Raw genomic sequence first — 23,113 nt, 5'->3', positions numbered from 1 at the left:
TTTCAAAAAGAACTTGCCAAGGTCAATGCAACCCCTGGATCGCAGCGACCAGTCAAGACGCGAAATATCCCAGTGTGAAAGGCCTAACACAACCTCCAATTCTGCCAGAACAAGCGATCGGCTGGTATACGGATCAACTTATTCAGCTAACAACGAAAGAACCTCAAGTGACCTTGGTATTATTTAATGTTTCTCATATGGTTCAGCCATCTGGTACATTATTTCAGCCATCAATGCTATTTCGAGTCATTCAACAACTGCTAACTTGCCCATTGTGGTTTTCGACATGAGGTAAAGCCATGGATATAGAGTCGTATCTTAGACGCATTGGATACTGCGGGCCACGTGAACCTACAACAGAGACGCTGAAACAACTTCATCGGGCGCACATGCTTGCTGTTCCATTTGAAAATCTGGATATTCTTCTAGGTCGCCCGATTACCCTTTCCCTCGCGTCGTTCTACGACAAGATTGTTCAGCATCGGCGAGGTGGTTTCTGTTACGAGCTGAATGGACTCTTTGGATGGCTACTTGAGCAGCTTGGTTTTACGGTAGTACTCTTGTCAGCACAAGTGTTTAATGGCGATCAACCAGGGCCTGAGTTTGACCATCTAGTTCTATTGGTTGAGATGGAGGAACGTCTAATTGCAGATGTGGGATTTGGAGATTCATTTCTAGAACCGCTACGGCTCGATGCTGGAGCAGAGGATGTGCAATATGGTTGTTCATATCGCTTGATAGAATCAGGGACTGATAGGCTCCTCCAGCGTCGACGAGAGTCTACTTGGGAGTCACAATATGTTTTTTCATTGACTCCCCATCAGCTTGCTGAATTCAGCACCATGTGCGAGCATCAACAGACTTCTCTAGAGTCAGCTTTCAAACAAAAATCACTCTGCTCACTGGCAACGCGAGATGGACGTATCACGCTTTCAAATAATCGTTTGATCGTAACTGCTGGAGGGCAGCGTCAGGAACAGATGGTGGCAGATGAGAAGGCGTATCGAAATCTTCTGAAATCTAAGTTCGGGATAGAATTTAAAAAAGGAGTATGCGTTGATATTCTTATAGGTCTAGATGTATTGCCTAACTAGCCTTACAGCTGATAAATAAGTTGTTTTTCAGTTTCTTTAAAAGATACCCCCCCGCACCGCTAAAGGTAACCTTAGGTTCTCAGTTTCTCTCGTCTAAAAACCCTTCTATTCTGGTATGTACCTCATTAAAGTTGCGATAGTCTGATAAGTCAACCTCCTCTTCTTTAATTGTTCTCATCAGTCGTTCAGCATCGCCATTCTCATAGGCTTTGCCCACACCCGCCATACTAATGGCTATCTCGTTCTCCTCCAATAGCTGAACATACGCATTGGCCGCATATTGCACCCCTTGGTCTGAATGATGGATCTCTGGAATATATTGATTCAGTCCTTTCTCCAAGGCTGTTATCGTTAACTGTTTCTCCATCGTTCTATCCAAGTGCCAGCCTCGAATACTGCGGGTAAACACATCCATTAACACCGCTAAATAAACAAACTCATCCTTCAATCGAATATACATTATGTCGCCCACCCACACCTGCCCTGGACGCTCTACTGCCAACCCTTTGACTAGATTAGGATACCGCTTATAGCCATGCCCACTATTCGTTGTTCGTTTCCGACGTATGCGCCGCTTGGCCAGTAGTCCTAATTCTCTCATTAATCGGCTGATACGTTTATGATTAACTGTCCATCCCTCTCGCTGCAATTGTTTCGTAATCCGGCGATAACCATAGGTGGGATACCGTCCCGCTACATCAATGATCGCTTTTTTCAGTTCCTCCTCTTGCTGTTGTTTATCTGATTCTGTCCGATAGTAATAGCGGCTTCGGCTGTAGCTAATCACATCACAGATTACCTGGATCGGATACTCGGCTTTTAACTGCTCAATCATCGTTCGTTTCCGCTCAGATTCCATACGTCTGAAGCTTTTTTGCTACCGCTAATTCCATCGTTAGCCGACCTACCATGCGTTCTAGTTCCGCGATTCGCTCGACTGATTCATGCCCACCTCCTTTGCCTCCAAACGCTAAATGCGCCTGGTTTAGAAATTCATTGCGCCAACGATTGATCACGGATGTATGAACTTTATGGGCTCGACTCACTTCGCTCACACTCCGCTGGCCACTGACGATCTCCAGCACCACGTTTGCCTTAAATTCGCTACTGTAGTTTCTGGGTTTGCTGGCCATATTCATTCCCCTTATTGGACTCTAGCTTACGCTCTCTCAGTCCTGTCCTAATTTTGGGGGTCACTATAGTCCTGCTTTCGCCTCCCATCTGTACTAAGGCTGATGTTGCTGTGTGGGAACCACAATGTACGTTAATACGTCAGGTAATTCTGTGTAAAGCAAATAGTTGACATTCCCCTCTGGTGACCAATCGGCCAGAGGGGTTTTCTTTCCCGAACTCTGTCCCAAACGCCCCCCAGGCGCATACACTTCTCACTATGATGGAGCAACAGCATGGTTAGACTGCTACTGGGCTTGGTTCAGATATTTTAATATAACCAGTTTACGCACCGCCAACGCACGCTTATACAACTGTTCGGCCAGGGTTGTGTCGCCACTAAAGATGCTATGAGTATCTTGGAGAAACTTTGCTTTAGGCGTATTGGCAATTTGCAAAGAAGAGTGAAACCCTTCTTGTAGTAACTTTATAGCGACGTCTTCTTGACCATTGGGAACAATTCTTAGCAAGCGTTGGTAGGCTTTAAGCTGAAAAATCACACTTTCTTTATTGTCCTCTAAGCCTTTCCAATTATAGCTATCGAGGGTCGAATTTTTGAGTAAATTTGCGGTTCGAAAATCAACTTTCCTATTTCGTTTCAGAAAGGACTTCAAATCTTTGATGTTATTTGTTGCCTGCAAGCTTTGGATATTATTTGTTGACGCGGCATCCTCTGCTATGTCCGTCACACTGATAGTGACTGTTTGAGTATCCGTTAACCCATCCGAATCAGTCACCGTTACTTCAACGTCATAGTTATTATCACCATTGGTATCCCCAGGCGCTTCAAAATTAGGTGCATTGTTGAAGGTGACTACACCGTTATCAGCATTAATGGAGAACAATGCTGCATCAGCACCCCCTGAAATGCTATAGGTTAAACCAGAGCCTTCAGAATCACTATCATCTGATGTTTCTACGTTAATTGCGCCAATCTGATTCTCTGGAACACTTGCTGTAAAAGTGCTGGTAATAGTTGGAGCACTGATAAAATCAGCCTTAGTTAGCTGTGTAGGGTGAACTCTTATCAAAGTGGCCAATTTCTCACCATCATTTGGATCACCAGCCTTGTTAATAAAGATATCTGTATTGTTAGCACCTTGAGAAAGGATATCCAAATCATCAAAGGTAAGGCCACCCTCTAGCTGAATCTTATCCTGTCCATTTTGAAAGTCTATCAGGGTATCAGACCCGCTACCGGGAGCTAGCACAACAATATCGTTACCTGCTCCACCCACCAGTATATCGTTACCTAATCCCCCCACCAGTAAGTCATTGCCAGCACCACCCTCTAATCGATCTTGACCTTTCCCACCATACAGCCAGTCATTACCGGCACCGCCCTTTAGTAGATCTTGACCTTTCCCACCATACAGCCAGTCATTGCCAGTACCACCCTCTAGCAAGTCCGCTCCGGCCATTCCTTTAAGACGATCGTTACCACTCAGACCCAAAAGCTGATTGCTTGAATTAGTTCCGTTTAAGACATTATTACCCTCATCTCCAATGCGGACACCGCTATCGATAATTTGATTAAAAAATTCACCAAACATTCCTTCAATCTCCTAAAGCAATTACAAGATAAGTGACAATCTTTTCCCTATGTCGCTGGCCTTACTATGGCGAATCTCAAGGGTAGGAAAAAGACCGAAATATTCAGGTTTATTCAGGTAAATATTCAGGTTTATTCAGGTCTGATGAGACTATGTGATCCACTACTCAACGTTCTGTGATCTAGCGCATGCTGAAACTAACAATCCATCCTAATTCCCATGCCTGACACCTATTAATTTTCCAGATTCTTCAACTTTCTCCGAACCCTGCCTCTAGTTTCTCAGTAACTCATCAGCTCGTAACCCTGGGCATAAATATTGCAGCCAAGCACAACCACTTTAGAGCGGCTTGAATCGGTCAGAATCTTAAGTGGAGTGAGCGGGTACCGGACTTGATTAAGGGAGATGCAGTCACCTAACCAAAACAAAACCCTGACCGAAGCCAGGGTTGGAAGGGTAAGGTGTATCTCGATCTTTTGATGCTCATCAACCATAATCTCTGATTTGGCTGAATGAGTGTCAAAGCCCCGAGTTATAGTACGTACGATGTTTGGTTGGGTTGTCAGTCGTGCCCGCGCTCACTGTTCCGTCCGAATAGAAATAGTAAACATGGTCATTTGAACCAGCGATACCGACACCAATCAAACTCTTATTCTCTGGTTGGTTAGACTCATAATAATTTCGGTGAAGCACGGGATTGTCTGTAGTACCTGAGCTTACGGTTCCATCCGACCACCAATAGTAAACATGGTCGTTAGACCCTGCAATGGCAACCGCTATCAGATCTTTATCCTCATCCTCTGGAAGGTTACCTGGATAGTAGTCTCGATACCTAGTTGCGTTATTGGTCGTTCCCGAACTTACCGTGCCGTCGACATACCAGTAATAAACATGATCATTTGATCCAGCAATGCCGACTGCGATAACAGATTTTTGAGGCGGGTAGTTGGCACTATAGGTCTGTCGGTGATGCTCTGGATCGTCAGTGGTACCAGAACTCACCTGACCGCCAGTGTAGAAGTAGTAGGTGTGGTCATTAGACCCGGCAATACCAATACCAACCACGTTACCTGTATCAGCGACTGATAATTTTGGAAAGGCTGCGGTCGCAATGAGTGTGGCAGCAGCAAATAATATTTGTTTGTATTTCATGATCTCAATTCTCCATTTCTATGAGGCTTTAATTTGAGGCGTAATGATATTCATTGTGGTCATTACGCCTTTATTGTCATGGGTCATCGACCGACTTCAAGACTGAGAATGCATGACTTTTTACTGATTTTGCATGACTTTCCTGAGAACATAGAAATGCTCAGCATCTTAGCCAAAGCCTCCAGGATGGCAAAGGGGAGCGGCAGGGGTTGGGGGGGAGATTAGTAAGCCATACCCCATGATGACGCCCGCTAATGGCAAAAAAACGGGGACATAAACTCAAAGCCTGATGCTGCCGTTCTGCTGTGATCGCTGAAAGCCCTGAAAAATCCATAGCCCCGTTGTGTCTAGTGCAACTAATCCACGGTATAGAGCCTTAGGTGATTCAGTAGAAAGTTTCCACCTAATCACCCAAATCAGCATGTTAGGCTGACAGCTGTCCAGCTAATTATCTTATCGGGGTGTTAGACTGAAATATTTCTACCTAATCTACTAAATCAGGGGATTAGGCAGAAAGTTTCCTCTCAATAATGAGTTAGTCGTCACGGATGTTTTGTCCGCGATTTCCAGCGGTTTTGTGGCTCGTTTTCGGCAATCCAACGCGCTGATGGCGTGGGTGTTGCGGCGGGGTAGAATTGCCGCATGAGTGAAAAGGCTTGCCCCGAGATCGCATCCAGAACCGTTGTCCAAAGCGAGCGGCCAGGATGTGTAGGGGAGGTGCCGCCTCAAGCGCCACTGAGCTAGGCGTTATGCTGCAAAGAGATAACCTTAATGCCATTCGACATTGATAAAATATTTGTTGATTGCTGCTCCAAAATTGAACAGTTTACCTAGGGGCATTCTGATGAAGCGTTTTATGCTTTTGCCATTGACACCTCAATGTTATGTTTCAATTCGATTGAGCAATTTACACAAACTCTTAAGGAGTATCAATCTCGTTGGACCCGTAAAACACGACCGCTCAAGTCCCTCGCCGAGATGACTGAAGAAGATTGGGTTCATGACAAATTTGCATTAACCCTTGCTGAAAAATATAGCGGCTTAGCCAGAAGCGATGAGAAAAAGATCTTAGAATTTATCAATAAACGCCGTATCCGTGAACGAGCTATTAGCTATCAAAAATATTGATATGAATGTCAGGTATACAACTTCAGTTGAAAATACAAACTGGAAGGACATGTCCAATATATTCAAAGCTGTCGGATGGGGTGAAAGGCTTTCGGCACAAGTTAGACTCTCATTCGAAAGAAGCTCCTTTAAACGCTTTGCTTATATTAGTGATGAATTGGTTGGTGTAGGTAGAACAGTTGATGATGGATATTACTATGGATGGATAGTTGATTTGGCTGTGTTGCCGGAATATCAAAGGAATGGGATTGGCTCTAAAATCCTTAGTGAGCTTGAAAACGACCTCAAGCCTTTTCTTACTACAATGTTGACAGCCGTACCAGGGAAAAACAGCTTTTATGAAAAACTAGGTTGGCATAAACAGTGCTCAGCCTATATATGGCCTCGATCAGAAGAGCAAATACGCTCATTCACCATCAATGGCTAACAAGCACTTGCAACGGAACGGAAATATGCACTATTGATATAATGAAACATTATTGTCGTTCGCTCAAGCCCAAGCCGTTACACTAGTAATTGAGGTTAAATTTTGATTTCACATATTACGCTTGGTACTGGAAATATCGAAAAGGCAGTTTTGTTTTATGAAACATTGCTAGGTTTGTTTGGTGGAAAACTAATCCATCAATCAGAAAAAGTTGTCTTTTTCAGCTTTCCGGATAGCGATACCAAATTAGCTATAAGCATACCGTTTGACGGTATGCCAGCTACTCATGGTAATGGAACTATGGTTGCGTTTAAATTGCTAAGTATAGAGAAGGTCAAAGAAGTTTATTCCAAGGCTGTCGAATTAGGCGCTTCATGTGAAGGTGTTCCAGGAGAAAGGAACGAGGGGGCATTCTTTGGTGCGTACTTTAGAGACTTTGACGGAAATAAAATCGCTGTATTCTACCGGTATGAGTAATTGCACAACGCCATCAATGGTAATTCCACATAACAACAAACTGTAAGGTGTGGTTCTTGCTGCAACTTCTAATACCTCTCTAATAAATTTTAGGGGCCACACCATGCTTATAAACTCCCTGAAGCAAGCGCTCTCAGCCTAAAATATTTGCGATGCGAACACAGGTAAAGGCCCTTACCTTGCCGCCTAACCCTGTGCAGGAGCGGACGGAACTATTTACATCCAGGTATCGAAAAACTACTGGCCGTCGCTCAGCCATACGTTAGGCGCACATGCCAGACCATATAATCCGCCGGGCGATCGTCAACGATGCTTCCACATTAAGCGATCTCGATCACATTGCCCGTGGCAGTTCCAATCGAAGGGACTTTATCCGAAACACGGTGGAAAGTGATTGCGCTTGGGTGGTCGAAATTTCCGGTGAGATTATTGGCTACGGAGTCATCTCCCATGGGTTCTTTGGCCGCTCATTCATTGATCTCATCTACCTTGCAGAACCCCATCGCTCATCCGGGCACGGACCTAAATTGGTGGCGTTTCTCGAAAGACAATCGCAATCGAGCGATCTATTCACCTCGACCAACGAATCCAACTCGCACATTCAACATGTCCTTGAGAAACTGGGTTACGAACGGTCAGGAGTCATCCATAATCTTGATCCCGACGATCCGGAGATCGTGTATGTCAAACGTTCGGTGCGCGCCTAACCACTCGTTGGAGCTTCAACTCCTATAATCGGTTTAATGTGTGGATAAAACAATAGGCTAAACGAGACTAAAGACACTGAACTCTTGAGGTGATGGTGAATGGACGTTCTCACACATTTCGTCGAAAATTTTGAAGCGACTATCGGATTATTTGCCTATTCGCTGAAGGTTTGTTTTGAAGCTATTTCCATTGGTACCATCCTATTTGGGCTAATTACGAGTGGGCGACTTGCGTTCTTACTCTTACGACGTCCCAACACCTATCACTACACCCGAGTCCGTGCCCGCTTTGGGCGAGCCCTGGCTCTGGCTTTAGAATTTCAATTAGCCGCCGATATTTTAGCGACAGCGGTATTCCCATCCTTTGAGTCCTTGGGCCAATTAGCAATCCTTGCAGTGATCCGAACGGGCCTCAACTTCTTCCTCACCCGAGAACTGGAAGAATTACACCGGTTGGAAGAAGCTGTGCTAGTGAGATCTTCAGCTGATAACTTAAGTACAAGTTCTGAGAAGTTAAGTACAAGTTAAGTGAGGACAGGGCATCAGGATAAAACACCTTTATTGGGTAAACCTCTTGCAGCATTTGTCTTACCTGCTAAGGGAACCACCGAGGCTTACCTTTATCGGTCGCATGAAGGCAAACCGCGCAGGAACCTACACGCCTAACCCCGTGCCTATCTGGAAGCGGTTGGAGACGGAGATGGCTTAGAGCACCCTGCACCTGGGCACCCTAACTCAAGATAGACATAGCACCTTGCAACACCCCCTGACGCTCATTGCTTCGGGGGTTATTTGTTGGGGTATTTTTTTGAAAAAAATCCCTCGGCTGGTAATAGCTGAGGGACATGAACAGTGAATTTAGAGTCTGGTGAGCACCCTTTTGTCCTGAGGAATATGTAGCATAGACCTCCGAGTGTCTTTAAAAGTTGCGAAGGAATGCTCAATGCTATCTATTGAGGGGGGTAGCCGAAAGTCTCATTTAGTAAAAGGCTCCCGATAGCAAACCATCCCAGGGAAGTTTTTAGTGTAGTTTCCCTACATACAACACATGAAACTTACCCCGGTTATCGCTTCGTTTGCATTGTTTTCTGCTGCTCCCTCGGCATTGGCTATACCTGTGTGCTACATGGATATGTATGGTGTACGCACGGACCTGAGTTATATGTGCAACGAGCGAGACGTCGCGGCCCAGGCGAGAGAGGAACAAGCGATTGCCGTGCTCAATCAGCAGAGGCTATCAAACTTATATACCTATGGCGTTAGGGCTGTCGGTAATAACATAGAAGGGACGCTAAGAAATTCTGGAACCTCGCCCATTAGCAACATTACGCTCACTATTCGTGCTCAGCAAGAAGGACGGTCTGAAGAGTTCAGGGAAGTAACTATCGATCAGGTTGGCGGGCGAACTGAGGCTGATTTTGTGGCTACCTTTAACCATTCACCCCAAAGTTGGTCGATTGAAAGCATTGAGATTCAGTAAATTAATCGCCTATTAAATGTCAAGTACTTTGGGCTCTTCCGAGCTTTTGGTAACTAAAATTGGCCTAAATCACCGTTCAGTTATCATCTGAACTCCTTGCATTTCCGTTAGAGATGCTGCCACATCCCTTTCAGGTCAAAGGCATAGTTGCTTGGCAGCGCAAATGGTCAAGGCAGTTATTGCCTTGGAAGTCCACCTTGCAGAGGTTGTTACCGAAACTGTTGTTATCTGATCAATGCCCTCTTGCTAGTTTAGTAGAGAGGTATTTTCATGCAGCCAAAATAAATCGTTTTGCCAGTAGGTCGAACCCTGCTCTGCCATACATTTGCCGCTTCAACATTTTCAGTCGATTGTTTAATCCTTTGACCGGTCCATTACTCACCTCCAACGTGAGACCAGCCTTGACGGCGGCATGATTATAGAAATACATTTGAACGCTATGCTGTTGGATTATGGGGAGTCGATAATGCTATAAACTGGCGTAGCGCTATGGCATATGATGCAGCAGCTATTTTTTATGAAGCTCTTGAAAAATCTTCTTGTGTGCCAACTATGGAAAATACTGCTTTTTGTCGCACCCAAGTTCAAGAGCAGCTAGCGACACAAGTCGCATTAGATTACGGAGCAACTGGTAGGTTGAGATTTGATTCAGGTAACCGAGTTGTTTCTGAATCCAAAGAAGAGCGTAGTAATGGTGATGGGATATTGGTGGAATTACGTGAAGGAAGCTTTGAGCGCATTGTTGAATAGCACTAGACTATCCAACAATTACATGTAATTCTATTCTTCATACAAGTTTAAAGTTGTTACAGAAGATAGAAAACTACGATATAGCCTATTTAATAAGCTTTGAAACTTGAGTTGCTAGCTTCAAGGGGACGGCCTGGAACTTTGAGATAATATTGATTAATTTGAAGCAATTTCATCCAATATTATCCTCAAAAAAATTAGCGTTTTGTGAGAGCTAGTTGCTTAATATTTACCGCCTCCACATTAGCTTCTAGATTTTCAACAATCTGTTGTCCTAGGGGGGTTGCTTGCAAATAGGTCAATGCAGGCTGAATGTAGGAATAAACTTGAGTGCGATAAAACTTAGGAAAACCCAATTTCAAATCCTCAGGAGTCCGATAGCCCAGCTCTTGGTTCTTCCCTAATTCCTCGAACTCATAGAAAAGCGCCACTGTCTTTTGTAAATAACCCGGATCGCTAAGCTGACCAATCAGGTCCGCCGCACGGGTCAGACCAGGATAGTGCCCCGTAACCTGATAGACCGGCTCATCTGGTACCGGAAATCGAGTAAAGCCAATGTTGCGCTTAATTGCCTGGAGGTCTAAAACTTCATAGTGGCTGAAATTCTCTTGCACGAATAGCTTACCTCGTTCAATGTGGTAAGGAGCCAAACTAGCATCTGTTGACCCTGGAGGTAGGGTAACCCAGGTTGTTTCTGGCACTAAACCAGAGGTCTGAACCCGCGATCGAACATAACGGCGTTGTGCAATATCATCCTGCTGGCAGACACCGCTGACATAGCCAATATCATGGCAGAGCAACGACACCATAAAATTCAGCCAGTCCTCACAAGTGACATTACCCTCAAGCTGATGCTTGCCGTGCAAGATTTCCTGCCCTACTAGACAGACAAGGATCGTGTGTTCAACATTGTGGTACAATGCTGTGCTCGCACTAAGCCTATCCAATACCTGAGCAGCAAACGTGCTTAATAAATGACCATAGTCCAATTGAAACGCTTGTTCAGGCTTTGCAGATAGGTAGCCCAAAGGTTTCCCCAGCATTTGAATATACTTCTCGTGCAGCTGATTTACACAAGCTTGCTTCATTGAGGTGGAGGGGTATAGCACTTTTAATGTCCGTGGAACTTGATTGCAGGTTAAAGAGCTTGCGTTTAAGGAACTATGGGCTATGGGTAAATTATATGTTTCATTTAACCTACCCTTTTCAGTCTTAATGTCAATCTTACTTGGTTTGATGAATATATTTGCTCTTTGCATTAGCGTTTCTTTTGATAAACGATAATAATTTCGTCATCCTGACTGTCGAATAGGTCGATTACCTTTTCGATAGATAGCTAAGATGTTTGGGGTTGCCGTGCTAGCATTGCCCCTTTTGAAAAGCAGTAATAGCCGGAGAAAAACAGAGAAATATCAAAAGAACAGGTGCCATTGATGTTCTCCTTCCAGGGGCGGCTGCTTGACATTGTAATGGGGCACTATGCTTGCATTGGGCTATTTAATACTGGCGCTGCACAGGCGTTTGCTTAAGTCTATAGTTTGGCTCGAATCATGGGCCAAGGCTACAGGGGAGTAACCCCGTGGCTAGTCCAGTATTTTTGTGCTATCTGACTATCCCCGTCATCCTTAGTATCTGGCGTTAAGCTCTGGAGTGTAACCAGAAAAGCTCACAACCTGGGGAAAATTTGCTAAGTATAGGATAGCTGCTCAAACGCTCGCTTCATCTAAACCTCATAAAACCTCAGCAAAGCCCTCCAAACCTCCACATTAGCTTTGTCAGAAAATAAACAGCGGGGTAACTTAGGACTGTGCATCCCCTGCCTCGACTACCTACCATGATTCGTCACTCCCATGCTCAGCAGCGATTTTGCCATGGATGCAGATGCAGCCTTGGAATTTGTTGATCGATTAGTCTATGCCAAGACAGAAAAACGACTTAATGACCTAGAACGTCAGGTTTTTCTGGGTTCGTGGCATGGAAAAACCTATGAGGAAATTTACCCGTTTAAGGCAGAATACATTGAGAAGTCTGTCGGCTATCGACTTTGGCATAAACTCTCCGATGTTTTAGGGGAAAAGATTACTAAAAAACGCCTGAAAGGATGTGTTGAACGGGCAATTAAACAACAGAAACAGATTGCCATTATTTATCGGCAACAAACGCCAGATGCTCAGATCGCTGAGATTTTAAGCCGGGCGGTTCAACCAGTAGGCCATTCTTTTTTAGCTAATTTAGATACGGTATCCAGTACAGGCGGTAGCTGGGCTAGCCAGCTGGAGGCAAAACTGATCTGCTGTAGCCACTTTATTTTGGTGTTGTCATCTCAAATGGCGATGAGTGAGATGGTCATTGAGATTTTGCAACGCATTTGGGACCATCATGTTAGTTACTACAGCCATAAGCCATGGTTGTTAGTGCTGCATGTATGTACAGAGTCACCATTTCCTTTAAATCATGACCTGCGTAATTATCTAGCGCAGGCTCGACAGTATAGCTGGGTGAAGCCCAACGATGAGCAACGACTGGTTCGAGATCTCGTACAAATTATTCAGGTTGGCAAACCGCCCATAGTGGGTACTGCTAAGGTTAGCTCTACAGAAAAAACAATTGAAAGTCCATCATTATGTTCTGCTGATGTAGAGCGGTCTGAATCCTCTCTGCCTGCCCCACGGCCTGTTGCAGATCCAGAGCTACCCAGGGGGCAAGTACGCCTGGCTTCTGCCTTTTACATTGAACGCAATCCTCAAGACGTGCTGTGTTATGAAGAAATTTTCAAACCAGGGGCTCTGATTCGCATTAAGGCCCCACGCCAGATGGGTAAGACATCTCTGATGGCTCGGATTTTGTCTAAAGCGCGCGAGCAGGGATATCAAACGATTCCCCTTAGCTTTCAGCATGCGGACCAGGAGATTTTCAATAGCCTTGATAAGGTGCTGCGCTGGCTATGTGTGCGTGTGGCTCGCAAACTAAATCTTCCGCCTCGGCTAGAGGATTTTTGGACGGACACCTATGGCAGTAAGGATAACTGTACGGCTTATTTTGAGGACTATCTGCTGCCTGAAATTACCACACCTCTGGTGTTGGGGATGGATGAGGTTGATCGGGTGTTTCATTATGCCAATATTGTAGATGACTTTTTTGGACTATTGCGGGCCTGGTATGAAGAAGCGGGTTATGGCATAGCAGGCAGCAGTCTTTGGGAAAAATTACGGTTAGTGGTGGTGCACTCGACGGAGGGCTATATTCCTCTGGATATTAACCAGTCGCCGTTTAACGTCGGTCTGCCCATTGAACTGCAGGATTTTAATCTAGACCAGGTGACCGATCTGGCTGGTCGTCACGGATTGAATTGGACAGCTGAGCAGCTTGAACAGCTGATGACGTTGATTGGTGGTCATCCATATCTTGTGAGATTTGCGTTTTATCACATTGCTCAAAAGCGCCTCACCTGGAAGCAGCTTCTAGAAAGTGCGCCAACAGAATCTGGCATTTATGGTGACCATCTGCGCCGCCATTTGTGGGTTTTACATCGTAATTCTGTTCTGGCTAATTCATTTAGCCAGGTGCTGGTTCGACATGAACCCGTTTGTCTGGAATCGGAATGTGCTTTCAAGCTTCACAGTCTTGGATTAGTAAAACTGGAAGGCAATGGCGTTGTTCCTCGCTTTGAATTGTATCGTCAGTACTTTAGTGGCCGTTTGAAGGTGATTGTCTAAAGGGGATTATCTAGAGGGAATGGTCTGAAGCTGTGATCAAAGAGATGACAGGCTTGTGTGTAAATGAGGGGGTGATATAGGTATGAAATATAAGGTTGGAGGACATTTACCTCTGGATGCTCCAAGCTATATCGTGCGGGAAGCAGATGAGGCGCTTTATCAAGCATTGAAAGCGGGCGAGCTGTGTTATGTGTTTAACTCTCGCCAAATGGGGAAGACCAGTCTGCGGGTGCGTACACTTTATCGTTTGCAACAGGTTGGTGTTGCCTGTGTGGCCATTGATCTGAACAAGATTGGTAGTCGAGATATTACGGCTCAACAGTGGTATGCCGGTATTATGCGGCGTTTAGTGACCAGTTTTGACCTGCCTGTCAATCTGCGTCAGTGGTTAAAAGAGTATGACTATCTATCACCGGTAAAGATACTTAACGAGTTTATAGAACAGATATTGCTAGATAATGTTACCCAGCCAATTGTTATCTTTATTGATGAGATTGACAGCATGCGGCGCTTGCCGTTTGAGACCGATGATTTTTTTGCCTGTATTCGTTCTTGTCTCGATTCGGGGCGGCTAACGTTTGCGCTGTTGGGGGTCACTACACCCTCTGATTTGATTACAGATAAGTATTGCACCCCCTTTAATGTGGGACGGGCTATTGATCTGCATGGGTTTACGTTTCAAGAAGCCCGCACCCTGGCCAAAGGATTGGTTAATGCTGAACGTCCAGAGGTGGTGCTGAAATGTATTTTGAACTGGACGGGGGGACAGCCGTTATTGACTCAGAAGCTATGTCAGGTCGTTACGGCTGAGAATGAGCCGATTACGGCAGGGCAAGAACGGCGCTATGTGGAAGTTTTGGTGGAAGCTCGCGTTTTGGATAACTGGGAAGTTCAGGATGAGCCACCCCACTTAAAGACAATTCGCGATCGCTTGCTAAATATTGAGAAACGAACGGGACCGTTATTACAGCTGTATGAGCGGATTCTCAAAGATAGGTATGTCTCTGCCGATGACAGTGGTGAACAGTTAGAGCTACAGCTGGCAGGACTGGTGGTAAAACGGGGTGAACAACTGCGTGTTTACAATCGGATTTATGCCACGGTCTTTAATAACCAATGGGTGCAACGGGTTTTGTCTAACGTTTACGAGGAGTTTATGAAAACTGTTTCTAAACAAGAGCAAAAACTTTTGTCCATGCTCAATGTCATGGAGGGTAAGGGGTTTGACTATATCCTTAATGAGATTTTAAGTGATATTACCTTGAAAATGAGTGTGTTGTTGAGTGCCGACCGCACGACAATATTCTTCATTGATCCAGAGAAAAATGAGCTGTGGTCCATTGAAGCCAATAGCGGTGATATCAAATACCCTACGATTAAGATTTTGACCAATGAGGCGAGTGCAGGCCAGCTGACAGAATTTCAACAGTTTATTCAAGCTACTCAAGGGTCTGCTCGTGAAGCTGAGAACTATATTACGTATAATGATTTATTTTTTTCTTTGCCTCAATCTCAAGGGCATTTGATCTCGTTTGTTCATTTAGTGAATAAGCTCAAACTCTCCCATAATCCAACCGCCCCCTTAGAAGAACGCGTTGATTTGGTGGGCTTTAACCAAGAAGATCAGGTGCAATTAAGGGACTATGCTGAACCGATTCAGCGGATTTTAGAACAGTGTCATTACTGTTATCGCCTTACCCAGCGCATACAGACATCTGAGGCCCTGACGGAAGCGACAACATCTGTGTCCCAGAGTAGTCTCAATCCTGATGAAATTATTGGGCGGGTGATTGATGCAGCCAAGCGATTGATGAATGCTGATCGGGTGACTCTGTGGTTGGTTGACCCTGAAAGTCAAGAACTTTGGTCGAATATTCCCTTTGAAAATGGTGAGGTCAAAGAAATCCGCATTCCCATTGGTCAGGGCTATGCAGGAATGGTGGCGCAAACGGGAGAACCTTTAAATATTGGCTTTGACCTATATGACCATCCTCAGTCTGATCGGGCTAAGTTGACGGATCGGCGGACGGGCTATCGTACCTGTAGTTTGCTGTGTATGCCGGTGTGCGATCGCAACGGCCAGCTCCTCGGCGTCACCCAATTGATCAATAAACGCCGCCAGGGTGATTTCCCTCCTTACGATCCCAGTACCTGGCCTGAGCCCCCTGCCTGTTTTCAGGCCAGTTTTGACATTACTAGCCAACAACATATGGAGGTCTTTAATACCCAGGTGGGTATTGCCCTGCAAAATGTTCAGTATTTTAACGAACTTGAACGTCAGTCGGCCTATCCCCGTAATGTTGTCAGCAGAACCCTGGAATTGTTAAATCAGGTCATGGACAAACAGGGGTTCGATGAGATTTTAGACACCACCCTGCGTTCTATTACCCTTAAATTGGGCCAGTCGTTGGGAGCCGATCGGACGACCATTTTTCTGTTTGACTCCGACCGTCAGGAATTTTGGTCCATTGTGGCAGAAACCGATAGCGAAGCCAATGATTTGGAAATTCGGGTGCCTCTCAACCAGGGCATTGTAGGAGAGGTTGCAGCCCACCATCGAATGATTAATATCCCCTACGACTTTTATGGCGACCCACGTTCAGCGTTTGCCCAAGAGCAAGAGCTAAAAATAGGCTATCGAACGTACACGTTGTTATCTTTACCCTTGATCAATCATCGGGGTGAGTTGATTGCCGTGGTGCAGCTCTTGAACAAATTATTGCCCTATTTGAACCCAGATTTACCCTTAGAAGAGCGCATTGATCGTCAGGGGTTTACGGCAGAGGACATTGAAACTGTTAATGCTAGCTCCGCTGCCATTCAGATTATATTGGAGAGCTTCTTTTCGTACCATAAGACATCGCGGGGGCAGCGGGTGGCGGCCACGTTGATGGGGGCGGTGCGTTCCTGCGATTTTAATACAGCTGAACCAGAGGAGATATTGGGACGAATTATTGATGCGGCTAAAGAATTAATGAGTGCAGATCGGGGCACCTTGTGGTTGTTGGATTGCGATCGCAATGAACTCTGGAGCCGCATCCAGTTTGATAATGGTCAGGTGGAAGAAATTCGACTCCAGATCGGTGAAGGATTTGCAGGAGAAGTGGCTAAAAGCCGTGACCCCTTAAACATTCCCTTTGACCTGTACGACCATCCGGCCTCTGAACGAGCAAGGAATACTGACGCTAGCAGCGGCTATCGTACCTGTAGTCTACTTTGTATGCCGATTCTTAATCAAGACGGTGAGTTGATTGGTGTGACCCAGCTGATTAATAAACAGAAAGCAGGGCACTATCCTGAGTTGCCGCTGGTGTACGACCAACCCGTGCCAGAATTGTATCGAACTAGTTTTGATGATAGCGATCAAAAGTGTCTCTATATCTTTAATAATCAGGTGGGAATGATCATTCAGAACGCAGAGCTATTGGCTGCCGTACGACAACAGGAGCAGATTCTGAGAGAGAATTTGTCCAAGCAGTGACGTCTCAGGGTCTTCGACAAAGCTCTATAAAACTGACTATTGGCTCTTGCAAGCGTCTTATATTACACAAGGCAGATATTGACGCGGAAGAAATAACTCAATATTTCAATATATTTCGAAATAGTTCCAATATGTCTTAACGTAATGTTTTGAGATTCCTGGCAATTTCTTCCATAGGGCTAAAGACCCACCCTAACACTTAGGACTTTCGCCTCATGCTTTATTGCCTAAAGCTTGTTTAGATTTAGACTAATACTGTTGACCATAAGACTTATATACTGTCTGTTTTGCTGACTACAAGAATAATCTCACAATATATTCATAAAAACTGTTTTGAACTGTTGGAATAGTTACTGTATGGTGACACCATTATCTTCATGTTAACTTCAAATAAAGTTTATGTGAGCTTTAAAACCAGTTTTCATACCTTTCCGTACTATCCATAGAAAATCTTTGATTTGTTGGACTATCGGAATAACGGTCTATATCTATGATGTTTTGAGAACAGTAAATCTAATGTATAGTTCTTGGGGAAGCACTAAGCGGGACTTGTGTGGAGATTCCAGACATTAACTGGTCTCTGATTAGTTGAGGTTTGGGAATTAGTTAGGTTTAAGACAGAATTCAGTGTTTTTTCATATTTACGAGATATTTTAAGGAGAGGTCATTTTGACCTAGCAAGAGTCATGCTTGGTAAGCTGATGCGATCTACCGCAGCCAGAGTTTTACTGGCTACTTTGGCCTGTTTGTTGTGTGATGTTAGCTCATCTTTATTGCCGAGTGCGTCAGCACATAATTTAGGGCAAAGCTATGTCTACTTTCAAATTAGGGAAGATGCTGTCTCGACACGGGTAGAAATGCCCGTTAAAGAATTAGATGAGGTACTTGAGCTGGGGCTTGCTAATAAAAAGAAAGTTCGTAGAGGAGATATTGAACCTCATATAGAGCAGATTAGAGCCTATGTAGATGAACATCTAACCCTTGACTGTTCTCCTCTGGCATGTAATCTTACATTCCAAGAGTATGGATTCCTGAACACCACATTTGCCCAGTTTCTGACGCTTGAGTATACCTTAGAGGGTTTTCAGACTACGCCTGAGGCTATTGATGTTACGTACGATGTGATTCTAGAGCAATTACCGCAGCATACAAATATGTTGCTGGTGGAAGAAAACTGGATGACTGGAACCTTTCAAAATGAGTCTACGCCGCTAATGATATTTAGACAACCGGGGCAGACTCAGACGTTAGATCTAACATCCGGTAGTCTGTGGCAGGGCTTTTCGGCGGTCGTTCATCTTGGGGTAATACATATCGTAGAAGGTATTGACCATGTTCTCTTTTTAGTTGCTTTATTGCTGCCATCGGTGTTGAGGCGACGAGACGATTCAATGTGGCAGCCAGTGGGCAAGTTTTCAACTGCGTTTGTGTACATTATCAAGATTGCTACGGCCTTTACGATTGCCCACAGTATTACGCTCTGCCTGGCTACATTACAGATTGTACAGGTGCCTTCTCGCATAGTGGAGTCTATTATTGCGGCGTCCATTGGTCTAGCTGCGGTGGATATTTTTTATCCCATCTTTCGGGGACGCTCATGGTTAATCATTTTTCTCTTTGGGTTATTCCATGGATTTGGATTTGCCGATGTGCTGGCAGAATTAGGGGTGACCAGTCAAAACGCGGCCCTATCCTTGTTTGGATTTAACCTGGGTGTGGAAATTGGGCAATTGATGATTATTGCTGTAGTCTTTCCAGTGCTCTATTTGTTGCGAAACCAACAATTTTATCCCAGTTTTGTCATGAAAACAGGAGCTTCGATGCTGGGGGTAATGTCACTCTATTGGTTTATAGAACGGGCGTTTGATGTCAATATTCGAGTTTTACCAGTGCTACAGGGTCTGTTTTAGGGTGGCTAGTGGGGTGAAGCATCATTTTTTAAGATGGTAAGTTGGCAAACAGGTTTTCCATGGTTTCTTTGGCGCAATCTAGCATGGTTGATAACGTCGTTGTGGTTTCTAAGTCACCGTTACAAACGCTGATACTCACGGTAGAGGATACCCGACGAATTGTTGAGTATGTGGGTTTAGATGTCCTGATGGATGAGACGATTACTCGCCTCACCCAGGCATTTGAATACTTCGATCCTGCAAAAACTGTGGTGCCCGTGCGTACTGGGTTCAGCTATGAGCAACCCCATGTGGGTTTAGTGGAATGGATGCCGCTATTCGAAAAGCATCGTCAGATTGTGATCAAAGCGGTGGGATATCATCCCCAGAATCCGAGCTTGCATAACCTACCGACGGTCCTTTCCACGGTTTCTGCCTATGATCCGGCGTCGGGGCATTTGTCTGCGGTGATTGATGGTACATTTCTGACGGCGTTGAGGACAGGAGCGGCATCTGCGATCGCAACCCAACTCCTAGCCTCATCCAACAGTCAAGTCCTTGGCCTGATTGGTGCTGGAGCCCAAGCCGTTACACAACTTCATGGTCTCTCTCGCTGCTTTGATCTTAAGAAGGTGCTCATTTTCGATAGCGATCCAGCCGTGAGTCAATCATTTGCTGAGCGTGTGGCATGTTTGGGGTTAAACCCTTTAGAGATTTGCCAGGCAGACGTTGCTGATATTGTTGCCGCAGCTGATATCCTCTGCACAGCAACATCCGTGGATGTGAATGATGGACCGGTCTTTCCCGATCAAAATCTGAAACCCTGGCTGCACGTTAACGCAGTGGGGGCTGATTTTCCTGGTAAGTTTGAGGTACCCTTAAGTCTTTTAGAGCGCAGTTTTGTGTGTCCTGATTTTCGAGATCAGGCCATTCGCGAAGGCGAATGTCAACAGTTTAAGAACCTGAAGCAGATTGGAGCTGAGCTATCTAACGTAGTCAAGCATCCAGCCCAGTATCGTCACCATCAGCAACAGACCACGGTTTTTGATTCCACCGGATTTGCCCTTGAGGATCAGGTGGCCATGAATATGCTGCTGGACTATGCAACTGAGCTGCAGGTCGGTACCTTAGTTGAGCTAGAAAGCGCCACCGCTGAGGTCAAAAATCCCTACAGTTTTGTCCTGTAATCTACCCACATCTCGCCCCCAAGATTTGTCATGGATTTTTCCTGGTCAGACGAACAACTCGCTTTTAAGAATCGTGTCATTCAGTTTGCGCAAAAGAACCTCAATGGTGACATGGTTGAGCGCGACTACCATGGCAAATTTTCCTGGGAGAACTGGAAAAAATGTGCTGAGTTTGGTATTCAAGGCATGTGTATGCCGGAAGACTATAGCGGATCGCCCGCCCTGGACATTATGACAGCGGTGCTGGCGATGGAAGCCCTCGGCTATGGCTGTGAAGATAATGGCCTTACCCTGGGTCTGAATGCCCAGATGTGGACGGTGCAGATTCTTTTGCAGCAGTTTGGGACTGATGACCAAAAGCAACGATATTTGCCACGACTATGTCGAGGTGAATGGATCGGTGTGCATGCCTTATCTGAACCCAATGCTGGGTCAGATGTTTATAGTCTAAAAACCCATGCCCAAAAGTGTGACGGGGGCTATATGCTCAACGGCAGTAAAAAGTTTGTCACCTGTGCTCCTATCTGTGATTTGGCCCTGGTATTTGCCACCATTGATCCGAGTCTAGGCAAGTGGGGGGTGACGGCTTTTCTGGTGGAGCGGACAGCGGCGGGTTTCTCCACGGGGCCAGTCAAGGAGAAAATGGGTCTACGCACAGTGCCCTTTGGAGAGATTTTCTTTGAAGACTGTTTTGTTCCCGAAGAAGATCGTCTGGGGCCGGAAGGAGCCGGGTTTAGTTTCTCCCATAGTTCGCTGGAGTATGACCGTTGTTTTAACCTGGCCAGCGAGCTAGGCACCATGGAGCGTCAGCTAGAGAAGACCGTTGAGTATGCCAAAGCGAGGGAACAGTATGGTCAACCCATTGGTAAGTTTCAGTCCGTGTCGAATCGAGTGGCTGATATGAAACTGCGGCTGGAGACGGCGCGGCTGTTGCTGTATAAGGTGGCTTGGTTAAAAGAACGCGGGCAACCGGCCATGCTTGAGGCGGCATTGCTCAAACTGTATCTGAGCGAGTGTTTTGTGGCCTCAGGGTTAGATGCGGTGCGGATCCATGGCGGTAATGGTTATCTCACGGAGTATGGGGTGGAACGAGATTTACGGGACGCCATTGGTGGGGTGATTTATGCGGGTACCTCGGATATTCAGCGCAACATTATTGCGCGCTCATTGGGATTGTAGGAGGTGGATATGATTTATTTGTTGTCTCAAATTTTAGATCGGTCTGCCGAGCAGTTTCCTGAGCGCGAAGCATTTCGTTGTGATGGTGAGAGTCTTACCTATGGCGAACTGTTGCGGCGTGCAAATGGGTTGGCCCATAAGCTGGTTGATCTGGGGGTAAAGCGGGGAAACCGGGTAGGGATTTACTTGCATAAGAGTTTGGAGAGTGCGATCGCAATATATGGCATTTGGAAAGCCGGTGCTGCCTATGTGCCGCTTGATCCGAGTGCACCTGTTGCCCGTACAGCCTACGCCATTAACCATTGCGGTATTCGTCACCTGATTACCCAGAAATCAAAGCGGGTGCGGATGCCGGATTTGTTAGATACGCTGGTGGGAGAGGCCCATGGTGTGGGCATGCATGGGAGCAGAGCCCATGGAATTAGGGCACGCAGCGGTGCACCCCTACAGTACATCATTGGTTTGCCAGAAACATTTGCCCTGGAACAGGCTGTGGACCATTGTGACTGGTCAGATATTCTACCCAGCGATATCTCGCCGTCGGTGCTCACCATGGAGCAAGACCTGGCCTACATCATGTATACCTCGGGGTCTACGGGCACTCCTAAAGGAATTATGCATACCCATTGCAGTGGTCTAAACTATGCGCGGATGGCGGCCTATACCTATGGTTTGACCCACGAAGATCGTCTGGGTAATCACTCGCCGCTTCATTTCGACATGTCCACCCTGGACTACTTCTCAGGGCCGTTGGTAGGGGCGACAACGGTGATTATCCCTGAAGCCTATATGAAAATGCCTGCTAGTCTTTCGCAGTTGGCCCAGGATGAAGCGTTAACCATTTGGTACTCGGTACCGTTTGCGTTAATCCAGCTACTGTTGCGGGGTGTGCTAGAAGAGAGAGATTTAAGCTCACTGCGCTGGGTGTTGTTTGGTGGAGAGCCCTACCCGGCGAAATATATGTATGGGTTGATGGAACGTTTGCCCCAGGCACGTTTTAGTAATGTGTATGGACCAGCAGAAATCAACCAGTGTAGCTATTACCATGTCCCTCCTTTGTCTGAGGGCCAGGCGATGCCTGATGAGGTGGCTCCCATTGGACAAATCTGGGCTAATGCAGAGGAAATTGTGGTGGATGATATGGACAATCCAGTTATGTCAGGCGATGTGGGTGAACTGCTGGTGCGAACGCCGACCATGATGATGGGTTACTGGCAGCGACCTGACTTAAATAAGAGTGCTTTTTACCGGACTGAAATTGCTCATCAGACGGCTGTATTTTACCGCACAGGGGACTTAGTGCAGCAGCTACCGGACGGTAACTATCAATTTGTTGGCAGGAAAGATCGTCAGATTAAAACTCGGGGCTATCGCATTGAACTGGATGAGGTGGAAGCGGTTTTGGTGGGACACCCTGATGTGGAAGAAGCGGCGGCCTATGCGGTGTCGGCTGAGGCCGGTAGCTATCAAGTGGAAGCGGTGGTGATTCTGAAGGCCGAGGCTACCTTGAGTGATGGTGAACTGCTTAATTATGTGGGGGAACGATTGCCGGGGTATGCGGTGCCGAAATGGATTGCGATCGCGACCACATTCCCTAGAACGGGCACTGGCAAAATTGATCGACGGGCGTTGCAACAACAGGCGGAGAGGAGAGTTATTAGTTATTAGTTATTGGTTCTTAGTTCTTAGTTATAGAAATAAGGTGATTTCTCTTGGCGGGCAA

General features: G+C 45.8%; 20 protein-coding genes. 14 read left to right on the top strand and 6 right to left on the bottom strand.

Translation table 11 applies throughout. The features are described from left to right. The first annotated feature begins 299 nt into the window (after positions 1 to 299). Positions 300 to 1,094, top strand: a complete 795-nt coding sequence (locus tag QGP82_RS16525) for an arylamine N-acetyltransferase family protein (protein ID WP_163665358.1) — start codon at positions 300 to 302, stop codon at positions 1,092 to 1,094. Positions 1,095 to 1,173: 79 nt separating this feature from the next. Here QGP82_RS16525 and QGP82_RS16520 read toward each other — a convergent pair whose 3' ends face one another. The 4 genes from QGP82_RS16520 to QGP82_RS16505 all read right to left on the bottom strand — a co-directional run bounded on the left by QGP82_RS16520 (position 1,174) and on the right by QGP82_RS16505 (position 4,969). Beyond that, a complete protein-coding gene (locus QGP82_RS16520) occupies positions 1,174 to 1,929 on the bottom strand; it encodes an IS3 family transposase (protein WP_499060331.1) in 756 nt (251 codons plus the stop codon). Between the two features lie 13 nt (positions 1,930 to 1,942). Beyond that, positions 1,943 to 2,227 carry a transposase gene (locus QGP82_RS16515; RefSeq protein ID WP_163665354.1) on the bottom strand — a complete coding sequence of 95 codons (285 nt, stop codon included), beginning with the start codon at positions 2,225 to 2,227 and terminating at the stop codon, positions 1,943 to 1,945. A 285-nt stretch (positions 2,228 to 2,512) separates the two neighbouring features. Beyond that, positions 2,513 to 3,817, bottom strand: coding sequence for a cadherin domain-containing protein (locus QGP82_RS16510; RefSeq protein WP_163703121.1), 1,305 nt, complete (start codon positions 3,815 to 3,817; stop codon positions 2,513 to 2,515). Between the two features lie 519 nt (positions 3,818 to 4,336). Beyond that, positions 4,337 to 4,969: a hypothetical protein gene (locus QGP82_RS16505; RefSeq protein ID WP_163703120.1), complete on the bottom strand. Its 633-nt coding sequence runs from the start codon at positions 4,967 to 4,969 to the stop codon at positions 4,337 to 4,339. A gap of 978 nt (positions 4,970 to 5,947) precedes the next feature. On the opposite strand from QGP82_RS16505, the gene QGP82_RS16500 reads away from it, so the two are divergent. The 6 genes from QGP82_RS16500 to QGP82_RS16475 all read left to right on the top strand — a co-directional run bounded on the left by QGP82_RS16500 (position 5,948) and on the right by QGP82_RS16475 (position 9,188). Then, entirely contained in the window at positions 5,948 to 6,097 is a 150-nt protein-coding gene (locus QGP82_RS16500; RefSeq protein ID WP_163665348.1) for a hypothetical protein, read from the top strand. Next, the gene (locus QGP82_RS16495) at positions 6,066 to 6,524 is read left to right on the top strand and encodes a GNAT family N-acetyltransferase (protein WP_348918750.1); all 459 of its coding nucleotides are present in this window, start codon (positions 6,066 to 6,068) and stop codon (positions 6,522 to 6,524) included. Before QGP82_RS16500 ends, QGP82_RS16495 begins: the two co-directional genes overlap by 32 nt. Before the next feature lie 102 nt (positions 6,525 to 6,626). Beyond that, complete coding sequence (locus QGP82_RS16490) at positions 6,627 to 7,001, top strand: VOC family protein (protein ID WP_163665346.1); 375 nt, start codon at positions 6,627 to 6,629, stop codon at positions 6,999 to 7,001. Between the two features lie 272 nt (positions 7,002 to 7,273). Beyond that, positions 7,274 to 7,708, top strand: coding sequence for a GNAT family N-acetyltransferase (locus QGP82_RS16485; RefSeq protein ID WP_163703119.1), 435 nt, complete (start codon positions 7,274 to 7,276; stop codon positions 7,706 to 7,708). 99 nt (positions 7,709 to 7,807) lie between these two features. Next, entirely contained in the window at positions 7,808 to 8,236 is a 429-nt protein-coding gene (locus QGP82_RS16480; RefSeq protein WP_163665342.1) for a DUF1622 domain-containing protein, read from the top strand. Between the two features lie 520 nt (positions 8,237 to 8,756). Then, a complete protein-coding gene (locus QGP82_RS16475) occupies positions 8,757 to 9,188 on the top strand; it encodes a hypothetical protein (RefSeq protein ID WP_163665340.1) in 432 nt (143 codons plus the stop codon). A gap of 268 nt (positions 9,189 to 9,456) precedes the next feature. Here the strand turns inward: QGP82_RS16475 and QGP82_RS16470 are convergent, their stop codons facing one another. Then, on the bottom strand, positions 9,457 to 9,618 hold the full coding sequence (locus QGP82_RS16470) for a hypothetical protein (RefSeq protein WP_499060374.1): 162 nt from the start codon (positions 9,616 to 9,618) through the stop codon (positions 9,457 to 9,459). Positions 9,619 to 9,677: 59 nt separating this feature from the next. On the opposite strand from QGP82_RS16470, the gene QGP82_RS16465 reads away from it, so the two are divergent. Next, positions 9,678 to 9,938, top strand: coding sequence for a hypothetical protein (locus QGP82_RS16465; RefSeq protein ID WP_499060326.1), 261 nt, complete (start codon positions 9,678 to 9,680; stop codon positions 9,936 to 9,938). A 197-nt stretch (positions 9,939 to 10,135) separates the two neighbouring features. Here QGP82_RS16465 and QGP82_RS16460 read toward each other — a convergent pair whose 3' ends face one another. Next, positions 10,136 to 11,026 (bottom strand): metal-dependent phosphohydrolase, encoded by an 891-nt coding sequence (locus QGP82_RS16460; protein WP_499060325.1) that lies wholly within the window; start codon positions 11,024 to 11,026, stop codon positions 10,136 to 10,138. 762 nt (positions 11,027 to 11,788) lie between these two features. On the opposite strand from QGP82_RS16460, the gene QGP82_RS16455 reads away from it, so the two are divergent. The 6 genes from QGP82_RS16455 (at position 11,789) to QGP82_RS16430 (ending at position 23,058) form a co-directional block, all read left to right on the top strand. Continuing rightward, positions 11,789 to 13,654, top strand: coding sequence for an AAA-like domain-containing protein (locus QGP82_RS16455; RefSeq protein ID WP_499060323.1), 1,866 nt, complete (start codon positions 11,789 to 11,791; stop codon positions 13,652 to 13,654). An 82-nt stretch (positions 13,655 to 13,736) separates the two neighbouring features. After that, a complete protein-coding gene (locus QGP82_RS16450) occupies positions 13,737 to 17,135 on the top strand; it encodes a GAF domain-containing protein (protein ID WP_499060321.1) in 3,399 nt (1,132 codons plus the stop codon). A 701-nt stretch (positions 17,136 to 17,836) separates the two neighbouring features. Next, positions 17,837 to 19,045, top strand: a complete 1,209-nt coding sequence (locus QGP82_RS16445) for a HupE/UreJ family protein (protein ID WP_499060319.1) — start codon at positions 17,837 to 17,839, stop codon at positions 19,043 to 19,045. Positions 19,046 to 19,128: 83 nt separating this feature from the next. Next, positions 19,129 to 20,211, top strand: coding sequence for an ornithine cyclodeaminase family protein (locus QGP82_RS16440; RefSeq protein WP_499060317.1), 1,083 nt, complete (start codon positions 19,129 to 19,131; stop codon positions 20,209 to 20,211). A 30-nt stretch (positions 20,212 to 20,241) separates the two neighbouring features. After that, a complete protein-coding gene (locus QGP82_RS16435) occupies positions 20,242 to 21,390 on the top strand; it encodes an acyl-CoA dehydrogenase family protein (RefSeq protein WP_163703113.1) in 1,149 nt (382 codons plus the stop codon). Positions 21,391 to 21,399: 9 nt separating this feature from the next. Beyond that, a complete protein-coding gene (locus tag QGP82_RS16430; RefSeq protein WP_499060315.1) occupies positions 21,400 to 23,058 on the top strand; it encodes an amino acid adenylation domain-containing protein in 1,659 nt (552 codons plus the stop codon). Positions 23,059 to 23,113 lie beyond the last annotated feature (55 nt).

The organism is Leptothoe sp. LEGE 181152 (genome assembly GCF_032906605.1).
Lineage (GTDB): Bacteria > Cyanobacteriota > Cyanobacteriia > Phormidesmidales > Phormidesmidaceae > Leptothoe > Leptothoe turfae.
Note: the sequence above shows the minus strand (reverse complement) of the source record. Positions and strands in the feature narration are given on the sequence as shown.